This window comes from Archangium primigenium, assembly GCF_016904885.1.
Classification (GTDB): domain Bacteria; phylum Myxococcota; class Myxococcia; order Myxococcales; family Myxococcaceae; genus Cystobacter; species Cystobacter primigenius.
In genome coordinates this window covers 2,714,324-2,729,354 of sequence record NZ_JADWYI010000001.1, presented here as the reverse complement: position 1 = coordinate 2,729,354, position 15,031 = coordinate 2,714,324, and the positions used below count along the sequence as shown (strand labels likewise).

At 72.3% G+C, this 15,031-nt stretch carries 15 protein-coding genes and 1 other RNA gene; 8 read left to right on the top strand and 8 right to left on the bottom strand.

The window, feature by feature from the left end; translation table 11 throughout:
• The first annotated feature begins 134 nt into the window (after positions 1-134).
• The gene (locus I3V78_RS11600) at positions 135-713 is read left to right on the top strand and encodes a sensor histidine kinase (protein WP_204487104.1); all 579 of its coding nucleotides are present in this window, start codon (positions 135-137) and stop codon (positions 711-713) included.
• Positions 714-745: 32 nt separating this feature from the next.
• Here the strand turns inward: I3V78_RS11600 and I3V78_RS11595 are convergent, their stop codons facing one another.
• From I3V78_RS11595 to deoC, 4 genes are all read right to left on the bottom strand, one after another.
• Positions 746-1,420, bottom strand: a complete 675-nt coding sequence (locus tag I3V78_RS11595; protein ID WP_204487102.1) for a hypothetical protein — start codon at positions 1,418-1,420, stop codon at positions 746-748.
• Positions 1,417-3,153 carry a phospho-sugar mutase gene (locus I3V78_RS11590; RefSeq protein ID WP_204487100.1) on the bottom strand — a complete coding sequence of 579 codons (1,737 nt, stop codon included), beginning with the start codon at positions 3,151-3,153 and terminating at the stop codon, positions 1,417-1,419. The genes I3V78_RS11595 and I3V78_RS11590 overlap by 4 nt, the downstream gene beginning before the upstream one ends.
• Positions 3,154-3,249: 96 nt before the next feature.
• The gene (locus I3V78_RS11585) at positions 3,250-3,642 is read right to left on the bottom strand and encodes a TraR/DksA C4-type zinc finger protein (protein ID WP_204487099.1); all 393 of its coding nucleotides are present in this window, start codon (positions 3,640-3,642) and stop codon (positions 3,250-3,252) included.
• A gap of 17 nt (positions 3,643-3,659) precedes the next feature.
• Positions 3,660-4,469 carry a deoxyribose-phosphate aldolase gene (gene deoC / locus I3V78_RS11580; RefSeq protein WP_204487098.1) on the bottom strand — a complete coding sequence of 270 codons (810 nt, stop codon included), beginning with the start codon at positions 4,467-4,469 and terminating at the stop codon, positions 3,660-3,662.
• Between the two features lie 75 nt (positions 4,470-4,544).
• Here deoC and I3V78_RS11575 point away from each other — a divergent pair, with 75 nt between their 5' ends.
• Genes I3V78_RS11575 through I3V78_RS39150 form a run of 3 tightly spaced genes read left to right on the top strand, consistent with a single transcriptional unit; the run spans position 4,545 to position 7,208 of the window.
• Entirely contained in the window at positions 4,545-5,705 is a 1,161-nt protein-coding gene (locus I3V78_RS11575; protein ID WP_204487097.1) for a ComEC/Rec2 family competence protein, read from the top strand.
• A complete protein-coding gene (locus I3V78_RS11570; RefSeq protein ID WP_204487096.1) occupies positions 5,702-6,955 on the top strand; it encodes a ComEC/Rec2 family competence protein in 1,254 nt (417 codons plus the stop codon). Before I3V78_RS11575 ends, I3V78_RS11570 begins: the two co-directional genes overlap by 4 nt.
• 28 nt (positions 6,956-6,983) lie before the next feature.
• Positions 6,984-7,208 (top strand): DUF3006 domain-containing protein, encoded by a 225-nt coding sequence (locus I3V78_RS39150; protein WP_338023532.1) that lies wholly within the window; start codon positions 6,984-6,986, stop codon positions 7,206-7,208.
• A 10-nt stretch (positions 7,209-7,218) separates the two neighbouring features.
• Here the strand turns inward: I3V78_RS39150 and I3V78_RS11560 are convergent, their stop codons facing one another.
• Entirely contained in the window at positions 7,219-8,841 is a 1,623-nt protein-coding gene (locus I3V78_RS11560) for a GYF domain-containing protein (protein ID WP_204487093.1), read from the bottom strand.
• A 145-nt stretch (positions 8,842-8,986) separates the two neighbouring features.
• On the opposite strand from I3V78_RS11560, the gene I3V78_RS11555 reads away from it, so the two are divergent.
• Positions 8,987-9,271: a TIGR02300 family protein gene (locus tag I3V78_RS11555; RefSeq protein WP_204487092.1), complete on the top strand. Its 285-nt coding sequence runs from the start codon at positions 8,987-8,989 to the stop codon at positions 9,269-9,271.
• A gap of 79 nt (positions 9,272-9,350) precedes the next feature.
• On the opposite strand, the gene I3V78_RS11550 is transcribed toward I3V78_RS11555, so the two are convergent.
• Positions 9,351-9,518, bottom strand: coding sequence for a hypothetical protein (locus I3V78_RS11550; RefSeq protein WP_204487090.1), 168 nt, complete (start codon positions 9,516-9,518; stop codon positions 9,351-9,353).
• A 241-nt stretch (positions 9,519-9,759) separates the two neighbouring features.
• Here I3V78_RS11550 and I3V78_RS11545 point away from each other — a divergent pair, with 241 nt between their 5' ends.
• Both I3V78_RS11545 and rnpB read left to right on the top strand, forming a co-directional pair.
• On the top strand, positions 9,760-10,491 hold the full coding sequence (locus I3V78_RS11545; RefSeq protein ID WP_204487089.1) for a zinc ribbon domain-containing protein: 732 nt from the start codon (positions 9,760-9,762) through the stop codon (positions 10,489-10,491).
• 53 nt (positions 10,492-10,544) lie between these two features.
• Positions 10,545-10,936, top strand: an RNA gene (gene rnpB / locus I3V78_RS11540) — RNase P RNA component class A.
• A gap of 32 nt (positions 10,937-10,968) precedes the next feature.
• On the opposite strand, the gene I3V78_RS11535 is transcribed toward rnpB, so the two are convergent.
• A complete protein-coding gene (locus I3V78_RS11535) occupies positions 10,969-11,523 on the bottom strand; it encodes a hypothetical protein (protein WP_204487087.1) in 555 nt (184 codons plus the stop codon).
• 124 nt (positions 11,524-11,647) lie between these two features.
• On the opposite strand from I3V78_RS11535, the gene ftsY reads away from it, so the two are divergent.
• Positions 11,648-13,204: a signal recognition particle-docking protein FtsY gene (gene ftsY, locus I3V78_RS11530; protein WP_204496594.1), complete on the top strand. Its 1,557-nt coding sequence runs from the start codon at positions 11,648-11,650 to the stop codon at positions 13,202-13,204.
• Positions 13,205-13,219: 15 nt separating this feature from the next.
• Here the strand turns inward: ftsY and I3V78_RS11525 are convergent, their stop codons facing one another.
• On the bottom strand, positions 13,220-15,010 hold the full coding sequence (locus I3V78_RS11525) for a M1 family aminopeptidase (protein ID WP_204487085.1): 1,791 nt from the start codon (positions 15,008-15,010) through the stop codon (positions 13,220-13,222).
• Positions 15,011-15,031: the final 21 nt, after the last annotated feature.

Below are 15,031 nucleotides of genomic sequence, written 5' to 3'. Positions count from 1 at the left end.
CCGCGGCGCGGGGACGGAAGCTGGATGTCGGGGCGGCGACCGGGGATGGAGGGCGGGTGGCGGGACGTCGGCGACCCATGCGTGGGGGGGGCCGACATGAACCACACGGTGCGGGTGATGCACGAGGGGACGCGATGAGCGCGGTGGCGATGGCCTGGTGGCCGCAGCAGCTACTCGGCATGGGTGGAGACAACCGGAGTCACCTGGCTTCGGTGGAGGCGCTCGAGGGCGCGGACGAGCAGCGCCTAGACTTGTGCGCCCTGGCGCGGCACGCGGTGTCGCTCTTGCACACCACGGGGCACGTGGAGCCCGCGGAGGTGCAGCTGGAGCTGCCCGACGAGCCGGTGTTCGCGCGGGTAAACGCGCGGCGCATGGAGCAGGTGATGCTGCACCTGCTGGTGGACGCGGTGTGGATGCGGCGAGACGCCGAGGACCGCTCGCGCGCCGTGCGCCTGAGCGTGGAGCCGCAGGACGACTTCGGCGACTACGGCCCCACCATCCAGATGCGCTACGCGGCGCGCGGCCAGGGCCCGGCGCAGGCACGCGACGTGTCCAACCCGGTGCTCAACCCCATGCCCCGCGGCGGTTTGAGCCTGGCGCGCGAGCTGGTGGAGGCCCAGGGCGGCCAGCTCGCGGTGAAGCACCACGGGCGCACGGGCAGCACGGTCATCGTCACCGTGGAGCTGCCGGACCAGGGCACCGCGAGCTGGTAGGCGCGCGGCGGCCCCGTCCGTCCCGGCGGGGCCTACAGCTGGTAGGCCACGCCAATCGTCGCGTCGAGGGTGAAGCGCGCGTCGCGGCGCACCGAGTAGTTGTAGAGGTAGTAGCGGCCCAGCGTGGGCCCCATGCGCACGTTGAAGGTGACGGCGAGCTCGCGGCTCACGAAGTACTCGAGCCCGCCGCCCACGAGCAGCGGGAAGGCGGGTCCGCCGCCGTTGCCGAACGTCACGTAGAAGGGCACGTCGATGCCCACGTTCACCATGAGCGCGCTGCCCACGGGCAGCCCCAGGGTGAGGCCCACCGGCAGGGCGAGCCCCACGTTGGTGAAGCCGTCGAAGAAGTAGAAGAAGGGGCCGGGCGCGAACGTGAGTCCCACGTTCACCTGCGACGTCTGGATGAGCGCCAGCTTCATCCACGCCTGCAGCTTGAGCCCCGGCACCACGCTGGTGACGATGCCCTCGTAGCCGTAGTTGAAGCTGAGCTTGCCGCCGATGTCGAAGCGGGGGGTGGCCCCATGCAGCAGGCCCAGCGACAGGCCCGGCCAGCCCAACTGTCCCACCAGGGTGTTGCGCCCCTGCCCCACCGTCTGGCCCGACAGCACGGACCAGCCCTGGCCCCGATAGCCGCCCTCCTGCGCCAGGGCCGAGCCCGACACGAGCAGAAGTCCCAACACCACGCCCCACAGTGCTCCGCGTTTCACGTTCCCACCTCCGGCTGCCCCCGCTCGCGCGCGAACGCGAGGAAGGCGTCGATGAACCGTTGGAGTCGCGCCTCGGCCCGTACGCGCGCCGCCTGCACGGGCTCGCCCGCGCCGGGCGTCTCCTTCAGTTCGAAGTAATATTTGATCTTCGGCTCCGTGCCCGAGGGCCGCGCCGTCACCCGTCCCCCACCTTCCACCTCGAAGGCGAGCACGTTGGAGGACGGCAGCGCGCCGCCGGGCAGGTAGTCCCGGATGCGCGTCACCGTCCACTCGCCCAGGCGCTCGGGAGACGCCTCGCGCAGGGACGCCATGATGCGCGCCATGGTCTGCACGCCCTCGGCGCCCGGGAAGGTGAAGTTGCGCTGGCCGCTCACGTACAGGCCGAAGCGGCGCTGGATGTCCTCCAGGTAGCCGAGCACCGTCGTGCCCTGGGCCTCGCACCACGCCGCCAGGTCCGCGAACACGAGCGCCGCGCCGATGCCGTCCTTGTCGCGCGTCACCGTGCCCACGCAGTAGCCGATGGCCTCCTCGTAGCCGAAGACGAAGCGCACGGCCTCCTCGCGCTCGCGCACGAGGGCCCGGTTGGCGATCCACTTGAAGCCCGTGAGCACCTCGTCGTACGCGGCGCCGAGCTGGGCGGCGATGTCCCCGAGCTGCGTGGAGGACACGATGGTGCTGACGACATAGGGCGTGGCGCCGCCCTTGGGGCCCTGGGCGAGCACGTAGTGGCCCAGGAGCACGCCCACCTCGTTGCCGGTGAGCATGCGCAGGCCGCCCTCCGGGGTGCGCACCATGGCCGCGAGCCGGTCCGCGTCCGGGTCATGCGCGAGCACCAGGTCCGCGTTCACGCGCCGCGCCGTGGCGATGGACAGGTCCATGGCGCCCGGCTCCTCGGGGTTGGGAAAGCGCACCGTGGGGAAGGTGCCGTCCGGCTGGGCCTGCTCGGCCACGCGGTGCACCTGGGTGAAGCCCGCGTGCGCGAGCGCCCGCTCCATCCATACGCCGCCCACCCCGTGCATCGCGGTGTAGACGAGCCGCAGGGTGGACGAGCCCCGCCCGTGCACGCGCAGCCGGGAGATGGCCTCCAGGTATGCCTCGCCCACGCTGTCCGGCAGATCCCTCCACAGCCCCTGGGCGCGCGCCGCGTCGGGCGCCAGCAGGCGGATGCCGTCCACGGGCCCGGCGCGGGCGATCTCCGCGGCGATCCCCTTGTCATGGGGCGGGATGATCTGCGCGCCGTTGCCCCAGTAGACCTTGTAGCCGTTGTACTCGGGCGGGTTGTGGCTCGCGGTGACGATGATGCCGGCGGCGGCGCCCAGGTGCAGCGTGGCGAAGGCCACGAGCGGCGTGGGCACGAGGCCCGGGAAGACGTGGACGGGGATGCCCTCGGCGGCGAGCACGGCGGCGGTGTCCTCGGCGAACTCGGCGCTGAGCCGACGGCCGTCCCGGCCCACCACCACGCCCCGGCGCGTGACGTCCGGCACGGTGGCCTTGAGGTAGCGCGCCAGGCCCAGCGTGGTGCGGCGCACCACCGCGCGGTTCATCCGGTTGGGGCCCGCGCCCAGCACACCCCGCATGCCCGCGGTGCCGAACTCCAGGTCCATGGCGAAGCGGTCGGCCAGGTCCGCCTCTGCTCCACGCGCGAGCACCCCGCGCAGCTCCGCCACGGTGTCCGGGTCCGGATCCGCCCGCAGCCACGCCTCCGCCCTGTCCTTCAGTCCTGTCGCGTCCATGTCATCCCCTGCATAGGCCGAGCGCGCCCCCGGGCGCGGCGCCTGTCACGCGCTGTGTTCAGCGATGGTCAACCCGGGTGCCCACACGCCGGGGAATCACGAGTAATCCGTGAGCTTCTTGCGGGTGGGGCCGCCCTTGGGCGCGTCCTTCTGGCCCTGGCAGTTCACGCAGAACTCCACGTAGGGCATGGCCTCCAGGCGCCCCAGGGGGATGTCGTCCCCACACTCCTCGCACTCGCCGAAGGAGTCCGGATCCTCGCGCAGCTTGCCCAGCGCCTTCACCACGCGCGCGAGCACCACGTCCGAGTTGCGGTTGCGGTTGGAGGCGATGGCCTGCATCATCTCGTTGAGGGGCTGCTCGTCCTCGTCCCCGCCCACGCGGCCCTCGTCGGTGCGGTTGGGCTCGATGCGCAGGGGCGTCTTGCCGGTGAGCTCGGCGTGGAGCGCGAGCAGCTTCTGCAAGAACTTCTCGTGCTGCGACGTGTTCACGGACCGGCCTCCGGAAGCTAGTACTTCGCGCTGGACTGCTCGCCACTGACGATGGCCACGGACGCCGAGGCGCCCAGGCGGTTGGCGCCCGCGCCGAGCATGCGCAGGGCGTCCTGGGCCGAGCGGATGCCGCCCGAGGCCTTCACGCCGACGCCCTCGCCCACCACCTGGCGCATGAGCGCCACGTCCTCCACGGTGGCGCCCCCGGAGCCAAAGCCCGTGGACGTCTTGACGAAGGAGGCGCCCGCGTCGCGCGCGAGCACGCACGCGGCGATCTTCTCGTCCCGGGTGAGCAGGCTCGTCTCGAGGATGACCTTGAGCGGCACCGGGCCACAGGCCTCCACGACGCCGGCGATGTCCTCGCGCACGCGCGCCCAGTCGCGGCCCTTGAGCGCGCCCACGTCGAGCACCATGTCGATCTCCCGGGCCCCGGCGCGGATGGCCTCGCGCGCTTCGAACGCCTTGGCGCTCGTCAGCGCGGCGCCCAGGGGAAAGCCCACCACGGCGATGGGCACCGAGGCGGAGCCCGCCAGCACGGCGGCCACCGTGGCCACGTGGCTCGAGTTCACGCACACCGTGGCGAAGCCATGCCGCGCGGCCTCCTGGGCCACGCGGGTGACGTCCTCGCGCGTGGCCTCGGGCTTGAGCAGGGTGTGGTCGATATAGGGCGCCAGGTCCGCGTTGCCCGTCAGGCGCGAGACGTCGACGGACGCCGTCCGCACGGAGGGTGCGGGGCGTGCACCGTCCGTCCGGGACCCCGACGGGTGGTGGCGGAAGTACTCAGCGAGCTGCTCGACGACACGCGGGATGTCCTGGGCCTCGGCCATGGCGCGGGATGTAGCGCAATCTCCCGTCACTCGGGAAGCACCGACGCCAGGGCGTGGGCTAGAGTTGTCCGGGTCATGGCTTTCGCCCGGTTGCTCCTCGCGCTGCTTCTCCTGTTCGCCGCCTCCCCGGGCCAGGCCGCGTCGCTCAGACCCCTGTCGGTGTACTTCCTGGACGTGGGCCAGGGAGACGCCGCCCTCGTCGTCTCGCCCACGGGCAAGACGGTGCTCATCGACGCCGGTCCGCCCGAGGCGCAGATCTCCCTCGTGTCGCGGGTGAAGCAACTGGTCAACGGCCCGTTGGATCTCATCATCCTCACCCACCCGCACCTGGACCACCTGGGCGGCATGTCCCGGGTCATCCAGACGGTGGGGGTGCGGCGCTTCATGGACCCGGGCTTCGACCACCCGAGCGACGCGTACCGCAAGGTGCTGGACGTGGTGGGCCAGGAGGCCGGGCAGGTGATGACGCCCACGCCCAACGCGGCCACGCCCGACGCGCCCCTGAGCATCGGCCTGGGCGAGGGCGCCACGCTCTCCATCTTCTGGCCCCGCGTGCCCCAGGAGCCCTTCCTGAAGAACACGCGCTCGGACGCCAACTCCAACTCCATCGTCGCCAAGCTGACCTATGGCGACACCTCGTTCCTGTTCACCGGGGACGCGGAGCCGGAGACGGAGGCGCGGCTGCTGCGCCAGCCCCAGGACTACTCGGCCACCGTGCTCAAGGTGGCGCACCACGGCGGCCGCTACTCCTCCACGGCGCCCTTCCTCGAGGCGGTGCGGCCCCAGGCGGCCGTCATCTCCTGTGGGGCGCGCAACGACTACGGGCACCCCACGCGCGAGGCGCTGGACAGGCTGGGCCAGGTGGGCGCGCGCGTCTGGCGCACGGACCGGGACGGCGAGGTGCGCGCGGTGAGCGACGGCGAGCGCGTCACCCTCACCGCCGCCCGGGGCTCGGCCGCGGCGCCCGTGGTGGTGCGGGGCCTGGGCGCGCGGGCCGTGCCCCCGGTGGACACGCCGCGCGGGACGAAGAGCGGGCCGGTGGAGATTTCCGTCGAGCCGCGCGGCCCGTCCCCCCGGGGCGAGGGTGGCCGGTTCGTGAGCCTCAAGGGCAGCAAGGTCTTCCACCGCGAGGACTGCGCCACGCTCAAGCGGGCCAAGACCCAGGAGCGCACGGTGTACCCGGACCGCGCCTCCGCCATGAAGGAACGCCGTCCCTCGGAGGACTGCAAACCATGAGTCGCATCTCGACGCTGGCCGCGCTGCTGAGCCTCTGCCTGCTGGGGGCCTGCGAGCAGCCCGCCTCGGCGCCCCCGCCCGTGGAGAAGGCCGCCCCGGCCGCCCCGGCGCTGCGCTACTTCGGGCCGCGTCCCGACGGCAAGCTGCACGTCTACTTCCTCGACGTGGACCAGGGCGACGCCACGCTCATCGTCTCGCCCGACGGGCACACGGTGCTCATCGACGCCGGCCCGCCGTTCGCGGGCACCCACCTGGCCAACCGCCTGCCGGAGCTGCTCACCAACAAGCTCGACCTGGTCATCCTCACCCACCCCCACCTCGACCACTACGGCGGCCTGACCGCGGCCGTGGGCGCGGTGGGCGCGCGTCGGCTGCTCGAGCCCCAGCTGCCCAACACCCCCTCGGACTACGACGCGCTGCTCGCCTCGCTCGCGGCCAAGGGCGTGGAGATCTTCTCCCCGGAGTCCCCGGGCGCGGAGCCCCTCAAGCTGCCGCTCGGCGGAGACACGGAGCTGAGCGTGCTCTGGCCGCGCGTGCCCACCGAGAAACTGCTCATCGGCGACGGGGCCGTGGAGAGCAACTCCATCGTCCTGCGGCTCACCCACGGCACCACCTCCGTGCTGCTCATGGGCGATGCCCGGGAGCAGACCGAGCGGCGCCTGCTGGAGCTGGAGGTGCCCGTGCGCTCCACGCTGCTCAAGGTGGGCGCGCACGGCCTGGGCACCGCCACCAGCGCCGCGTTCCTCGAGGCCGTGCAGCCCCAGGGCGCCGTGCTGTCCACGGGCCGGGGCAACCCGGAGAGCGCCCCGTCCCCGGACGTGCTCCGCCGCCTGGAGTCGCCCGGCGCGCGCTTGTTCCGCACGGACCGGGATGGCGAGGTGCACGCCGTGGGGGACGGCCAGCGCTTCGTGCTCACCACCCAGCGGCGCTCGGACAAGGTCCCGGAGGGCGGCCTCATCCTCAAGGGCCTGGTGGAGGCGGCCAAGGCCCCCACCAAGGCCAAGGAGCCGGCGCACCTCGACCTGGAGTCCAAGCCCGAGCCCGGCGCGAAGTCCCCCCGCGCCGAGCGCCCGACCCCCGCCGCGCAGGAAAAGGGCGGCGCCTTCGTCGCCAGCAAGAACAGCCCCAAGCGTCTCTTCCACAGGCCCAGCTGCTATGCCGCCAAACAAATCAAGAACCAGAACAAGCTCGTCTTCAAATCGCGCGCCGAAGCCGAAGGCAAACGCTTCAACGCCCACGACTGCATCTGAGACCCCGCCGCTCAAGGGCCGGGCCACCGTGGATCGCTTCGAGGAGGCGCTGGCGGTGCTCGTCGTCGAGGGGCGCGAGGTCGTGAGGCCTCGCGCCGCGCTGCCCCCCGAGGCGCGCGAGGGCGACGTGGTGGACCTGGAGACGATGCGGGTGGACGCGGCCGCCACCGAGCAGCTGCGCGAGGAGGTGCGGCGGGCGCGGGAGAAGGCCCTCGCGAAGAAGGCGGCTCCTCCCGGCGACTTCGACCTGTGAGCGCCCGCGACTAGCGGGACTTGAGGACGAGCGGGATCTCCACCTCGACGTCCTCACCGGAGAACGCGGGGAACACCAGCTCGCGCGCGCGCTCGTTGAAGCACTCGCCCGAGGGCGAGGCGCCGATGTCCGGGCGGTCGAAGGCCACCTGCTTGACCTCGCCCGAGCTGGCCACCGTGGTGATGAGCAAGAGCTTGCCGTTCTTCAGCTTGGGGTTCTTGCGCAGCGCCTGGTCGATGCACGGCTTGAAGCTGGGGCGCGAGGCATCCACCACGCGCGCCACATCGGCCTGGGGCGGACCCTTCACCGGCCCCGAGGGGGCGGCGGCCTCCCCCCCCGTGGCGGACTCACCCGCGGGGGCCGCGTCCGAGGTCCCCAGCGCGGCGAGCTCGTCGTCCTCGACCGCCTCGGTCCCGGCCGCGCCGGGCGCGGCGGCGGTCTCTCCCGTCGGGGCCTCACCCGGCGCCGCGTCGGTGGGCGCCGTGGGCTCGGGCGCGGGCGTGGCGGACTTCGGCGGCGCGGCGGGCCGGGGCGCGGCGGGCGGCGGCGCGCCTCCGCCCGTCACCAGGTCGCGCAGCGCGCCGGGTCCCTCGGGCGAGAAGAGGGACACGGACTCCTGCGTCGCGCGGCCCTGGGCATCCACGCGCGTGACGCGCAGGGGGATGACCTGCGTCTCGGTGAGGGCCACCACCAGCACCACCGGCAGGAGCACCAACAGCACGAGCACCAGGGCGATCTTCAGCGCGGGCGAGCGCCGCGCGGCGACCGGCTTGTTCGCGGAGCGGCCCGCCTTGGCGGCCACCGGCTCGGGCAGCGGCGTGCGCTCGTCATCCGCGCCGGGGTCCACCAGGGGCCGCTCGCCCCCGTCCTCGTCGGGGTTGGACTGCGGCAGGTCCAGGTCGGAGAACAGCTCGCCGAGCTGCGCCGAGGGCGCGTTGCTCTCGGCGGACGCGGCGGGCGCGGGCTCCGGCTCGGACTCCCACGGCGTGGAGGCGGACGCACCGCGGGCAGCGGGCTCGGGCTCCGGCTCGGTGCTCCAGGTCGTCTGGGAGGGCGGCGCGGGCTCGGGCTGCCAGGAGGTGGAGGAGCGCGCGGCGGGCGCGGGCTCCGGCTCGGGCTCCGGCGCGACCATCATGGGGGGCGGCGCGGCCACGGGCGCCGCGACGGGCTCCTCGGCCACGAAGAGGAACTCGAGCGCGGGCACGTCCTGGCCCCGCTTCCAGTCCGCCATGCCCTGCTGCCAGAAGTAGCTCCGGGCGGAGATGGTGCCCTCGACCACGAGGGCACGCAGGGCGGGCTCGTCGAGCGGGCCCTCCTGCTTGCTCTTGATCATCACGAACCAGGCGGCCGCGACCTCCGCCGCGGGCATGGCGCGCGTGGGCTCGTCCTCCCAGCCGCCGACCTGGGCGGACTGGACGGCCGCCTCTTCCTCGGCGAGCGAGCGGTCCTGCTCACGCAGCCGCTCCACGTCCGCCAGAGACACGACGCGCGTGCTCTCCTCCATCTCGGCGGGAGGCCCCTCCACCGAGATGACGTTCTGGCAGTTCTTACAACGCACCTTGACGGTCTTGCCGCGGACCTTGTCGTCCGCGATGGAGTACCGCCGCTGACACTTATTGCAGGAGAAGTTCAAGAGGGCTGTCCCACGCACGCACACCCTGGGCGAGCGTGCGGAATGCTAACCCCAAGGCGCTAGAGTGCAAACCACTGGGTTGACTCCGCCTGCCAGCCCAACTAAGAGCCGCCGTCCCCTACCCTCTTGACATAGAAGGTGGCGCATGCCCGCCAGCGATCTCGGCACCAAGTTCGTCTGCTTCAAATGCAGCACGAAGTTCTACGACATGAAGAAGCCGGACCCCCTGTGCCCGAAGTGCGGCGCGAACCAGCGCGAGAGCCCCGCGCTCAAGCCGCAACCCGAGAGCCGTCGGGGACGCCTGGCCAGCTCCAAGGTCATCGAGCCCACGCCGGAGCCGGAGGAGCCGGAGGCCAGCGAGGACGAGGAGGGCGGCGAATTCGAGGACGAGGACGCCGAGGCGGCCTCGGACGACGAAGACGAGATCTGAGCCCGGCTCGCGCCTCGTTCCCCATTCCAGGGGGGTCCGTCACCCACGCTGGGTGCGGGCCCCCCGTTTTTTTGGGGGCTTAGGCCCGCTCTGGCTCGGCCAGGGCGAGTTGATGGATGGCGTGGCGCACCTGGGCGTAGCGCACCGGACCCAGCGTCTGGACCCCCACGGGACGACGCAGGGGGGCCTTCACGGAACGCGTGGGGCGTGGCGCGCGCCTGGGCGCGATGGGCTTCTTGGGTGGCATGGCTCGTCCCCCGGCTGACATGTTCAGGGATGTAGCAGCTTTCCGCCCGGACGGAAACTTTTCGCCATGCGCCGGTTTCCAGGCGGGGAATCGAGGGCTCGCCCGGGTGGACGCTGAGCGGGGGACAGGCGAGGCTGTGGGCTTGAGGATGAGCGTGGGCTGATTTGTGGGTTGGACCCTTTAAACCCTTGTTGGTAGAAGGGCGCGGGCCCCGGGGTCGGGCCCATGGAGGCAGACGATTTTGCGGGAGAAACTGAAGGCACTGGTGGAGCTGCAGAAGGTGGACCTCGAGGTCGCCTCGCTCCAGAAGGCCGCGGACGTGCACCCCCGGCAGCTGGCGGAGCTGGAGCGCGAGTTGGGCTCCGCGCGCAGTGCCCTCGAGGCGGAGCGCAGCCGCGTGGCGGACATCGAGCGGCAGAAGAGCACGCTCGAGCAGAACATCACCGACGAGAAGGACAAGGTGAAGAAGTGGGAGGCGCGGCTCGCCGAGCAGCGCTCCACCCGCGAGTACTCCGCGCTCGCCCGGGAAATCGACATCGCGAAGAAGGCCAACCAGACCATGGCCGACGAGCTCGTCGAGCTGAGCAAGACGCTCGGCGCGGCGCGCGAGGCCATCAAGGGCAAGGAGGCCGAGTTCGCCAAGCGCCAGGAGGACCTGTCCGGACGCATGACGGACCTGCGCTCCAAGCAGAGCCAGGCCGAGGGTCAGGTCAAGGAGCTCGAGACCAAGCGCGCCTCGGTGTCCTCGAGCGTGGACGCCACCCTGCTGCGCCGCTACGAGACCATCCGCAAGAAGAAGTTGCCGGCGATGGTGGGCGTGGTGTTCGGCGGCACGTGCCTGGGCTGCCGGATGAACGTGCCGCCGCAGCTCTACAACAACCTGCGCGTGTCGCTCGGCACCGACGTGTGCCCGTCCTGCAACCGCATCATCTACGCCGTCGAGGCGCTCGAGACCCCCGCGTCCGAGAAGTAGTTTTCCCGCCGGGGGATGAAGCGCGCCGCGCCTCGTGGTATGAGGCCCCTGCCGGAGTGGTCCGGGTGAACGCTGGTCACCGCGGGACGGGGTGACGGGAGGAAAGTCCGAGCTCCACAGGGCAGGGTGCTGGCTAACGGCCAGTCGAGGCGACTCGCAGGACAGTGCCACAGAAAACAAACCGCCGGTTCCGCGAGGGGCCGGTAAGGGTGAAACGGTGCGGTAAGAGCGCACCGCGTCCGGGGTGACTCGGACGGCACGGAAAACCCCACCTGGAGCAAGAGCCAATAGGAGCGCGTCCCTCTCGGGGGACACGGGTTGCCCGCCCCATGCGCTCGGGTTGCTCGCTGATGAGGCCCCTGGGCAACCAGGGCCCTAGATGAATGTTCACCGCCCACTCCGAAAGGGGTGGGGACAAGACTCGGCTTACAGGGCCACTCCGGTTTTTTTCCCTGGGCCTCCCCCGCCTGGCGCGGCTCAGCGCGCCACGGGGATCTGCATGAGCAGGATGCGGTTCTGCCCGTCGTTGCGCACGGCGTCCGGGTTCTTGAGCCGCAGCCGCCCGTCCGTCTTGGGATCCCAGAAGCCCATCCACAGGTTGATGGTGCGCGCGGCGGACGTGCCGGCGATGGTGATGGAGAACTCGTCCTTCACGGTCTCGCCGGGCTTCCACTGGGTCGTGGGGTAGAGGCCGCCGGCCGGCTTGTGGTCCACGTTGTTGCGGTCCGCCCGCTCCGCGTCCTCCACGTGCACGAAGATGGTGTAGTCCTCCTCCAGGGGCTTGAGCACCTTGAAGTAGACCGTCACGCGCGCCACGTCGCCCGGCGTGATGCGCCCCGGTTGCACGCTCGCGCCCACGAGCTCCACCGCGTCCTCGAAGTTGGCGCCGCCCTTGACGCTCAGGGGAGGCACCTCGGCCACCACCGCCTGCCGCCGCTCGCTGGGGCTGGCGCCGCCGGGTGCCTCCACGATGCAGGCCGGGGTGAGCGAGGACACGCACAACAGGAGGGCGAGGGAGGCGGGACGGGGCATGACGGCCCCGGTTCTACCGGCTTCCCCGCGCGGCATCCACCCGCGCGTGGCTGTTCACCCGAGGGCGCCTCGCGGCGAAGAGAGGTAGGCCAGAGGGAGCCTCTTGCGATATGCGGTGCGCGCCATGCAGACGCCCACCGCCCTCCCCTTCCTCCTCGCGCAGGCGCCCTCTTCCGAGCCGCCGGCTCCGCCCGTCACCCAGCCGGGGGTGCCGCAGACGGGCACGCCGCCCCCCGGAGGCGGCCCCGTGGGCGACGTGGTGGGCATTGGCGTCGCCGTGCTGCTCGTGGCGCTCATGGTGGCCGCCGCGCGCAAGCTCTTCTTCAAGCGGCGCCCCGAGCTGCCCGGCCAGAAGCCCGCGCCCGAGGACACGCCCGCCCTGCCCGAGGCGCGCCCGGAGCTGCGCGTGCAGCTGCCGCCCAGCGAGGCGGAGCTCGCCCGGCAGCGCGAGGCCGAGGAGATCCACGCGCGCGCCGAGGCGCTCGGCCGTCAGCGCGAGGAGGCCGCGCGCGCGGCGAGGGCCACGACGGACAGCGCCGAGCGCGCCCGCCTGGAGGCCCAGGTGCGCGAGCTCAAGGCGCGCGAGGAAGAGGAGAAGCGCGTCGAGTACCGCGCGCGCAAGGCGCTCGAGGACGAGACGCGCGAGCGGCGCAAGCGCGAGCGCGAGGAGTCCGAGCGGCTCGTGCGCGAGGAGCAGGCGCGCGCCGCGGCGGCCGTGGAAGAGGCGCGGCTGGCCGAGGAGGCCGCCGCGCGCGCCAAGGTGCAGGCCGAGGCGGGCCGCACGCTCGCCCAGGGCCTGGACAAGACGCGCAGCCAGGGCTTCATGGCGCGGCTCAACGGGCTGTTCGGCTCCAACCGCCAGGTGGACGAGTCGGTGCTCGCGGAGATGGAGGAGATCCTCTTCACCGCGGACATCGGCGTGCGCACCGCGTCCAACCTCGTGGAGGTGGCGCGCGACAAGCTCAAGCGCAACGAGCTGGGGGACGCGAGCCGCATCAAGGCGCTCATCCGCGACGAGGTGACGCGCATCGTGGACCTGCCCGTGCCGCGCACGCTGGAGGGCGGCGGGCCCCCGCACGTGGTGATGGTGGTGGGCGTCAACGGCGCGGGCAAGACGACGACGATCGGCAAGCTGTCCGCCCAGCTCACCGGCCAGGGCAAGAAGGTGGTGCTCGCCGCGGGCGACACGTTCCGCGCCGCCGCCACCGAGCAGCTCGACGTGTGGGCCGAGCGCGCCGGGGCCCAGCTCGTCAAGGGCGCCGAGGGCGGAGACCCGGGCTCGGTCATCTTCGACGCGGTGAAGAAGGCCCAGGCCGAGGGCGCCGACGTCGTCATCGCGGACACCGCGGGCCGGCTGCACACCAAGGTGAGCCTGATGGACGAGCTCAAGAAGGTGAAGCGCACCATCGACAAGGCCATGCCCGGCGCGCCCCACGAGGTGCTGCTGGTGCTCGACTCCACCAACGGGCAGAACGCCATCCAGCAGGCGCGCCAGTTCCACGACGCCGTGGGCGTCACCGCGCTCGCGCTCACCAAGCTGGACGGCACCGCCAAGGGCGGCGTCATCATCGGCATCTGCGACGAGCTCAAGCTGCCCGTGGTGTGGGTGGGCGTCGGCGAGAAGATCGCCGACCTGCGCCGCTTCAACCCCAAGGAGTTCGTCCAGGCGCTGTTCGACTGAACGCGCCTGGGCGCCCTACTCCTGGCCCATGTCCAGCAGGCCCGGCAACAGCTCCTTCATGAGCTTCATCGTCTCGGCGTCCACCTGGCCGCCCAGGCCCGCGCCGCCCAGCAGCGCGCCCAGGTTGGGCTGACCCAGGTCCTCGTCGCCGTGCGCCTCGCGCCACCAGCGCACCCGCAGGCGCTCGAGCTGGCGGGCATGGGCGGGGCTCGCCTTGGCCAGCTCCCGGGTGAAGCAGTCCCCACACGCCCACTTGAAGCGGTACGTGTCCACGTACGCGCGCAGGCCCTTGAAGAAGGCCTCGTCCCCGATGAGCTTGCGCGAGGCGTGGTGCAGCAAGGGCGCCTTGCCGTACACGAGCGCGCCGTACTCCAGGGAGTCGTGGAAGTCGGACGTGGGCCGATCCGCCGGCGCGTCCTTGCCGCCCGACATGCGCATCATGTGGTAGGCGCCCACGAGCGACTCCTGCCGCAACTGCTCCGCCACGGCCTTGCCGTACTTCCACTCCATGTAGAGCAGCGCCGCGTACTGGGCCAGGGACTCGTCCACCACGGGCGAGGCGATGGGGTCCGAGCCCACCAGCCCCGCGAAGTACTGGTGCGCCACCTCGTGGGCCACCGTGAACTCCAGCGTGCGCTCGAGCATCTTGCCCAGTTGGGCGAGCGGCGCCGCGTCTGAGCCCAGGGCCCCCAAGAGGCCCTTCATCTGCTCCATGCCCGGCACGTCCGCGAGCACGCGCTCCGGGTTGGCCACGCTCCGGTAGAGCGAGGTGCCCACGGTCACGAGCCCGGGGAACTCCATGCCGCCCGCGCCACCGGACAGCGGCGCCTCCACCACCCGGAACGTCTTGAAGGGCAAGGGGCCCAGCCGCCGCTCGAACTCGCCGAGCGCGTCCCCCGCGTACTTGAGCACGCGCTTGCCCGCCACCGCGTCCTGGGAGGCGAAGTGGCTCTCCACGCTCACGCCATTCACCGTCGTGGTGGCGCTCGAGTAGCCCTTCGAGGCGAACACCGGGAAGTCGCGCACCGCGCCCGCCGCGAAGCTGAAGCGCACCCGGCCGTCCTTCTGGGGCACCTCGCCCATCGCCACCCCCGTGGCGTGCACCTTCCAGCCCGCGGGTACCACCACGCTGGCGAGCACGTTGGCCGGCTCGTACAGCGCCAGGTCCCCCACGCCCGTGGGGCCCGCCCAGGGCGCGCCCGCGGCGTCCAGCGGAGGCATCAGCGGCACCACGCCCACCAGGCTCAGGAAGTCCTCCGTGGCGGAGAAGGCCCCGTAGTCGCCCCCGGAGCTTCCCCCCGCCGAGGCGCCGAGCGCGCCCAACAGCGAGGCCGTGCCGGGCTGCGCGCGCGGCACCTTGCCCTCCAGGTCCACCTCCACCACCAGCGCGCCTCCCGGGGCCACGGGCGCGGGCAGCGCCAAGCGGTAGAGCCCGTGCTCGGGCCGCTCGAGCGTCACGGACTGGCCGTTCACCTTCGCCCCATCGAGCGTCATCCGCGGATCGAAGGCGTTGGGCGTGACGCGCAGGTACACCGCCTCCAGCGCCCGCTCCTTCACGCGCGACTCCACGCGCAGGTGGCCCTTCACCGAGCGCCCCGGGGCGTCCACCTCCAGCTGCACCTGGTAGTTGGACAGCGCCTCCAGCGGGCCGAGCGCCTGGGCCGCCCGCGCCTTCTCCTCCGGCTTGAGGTGTTGCAGGGAGAACTGAACCTCGGGAGGCACGAGGTCCCCGGCCGAGGCGAATCCCGGCACGAGCAGCAGGGCCACGAGGGGCCAGGGGCGTGGATGGGCGGGCATGCCGGGCATGTTAATCCAGCGAGCACCGGG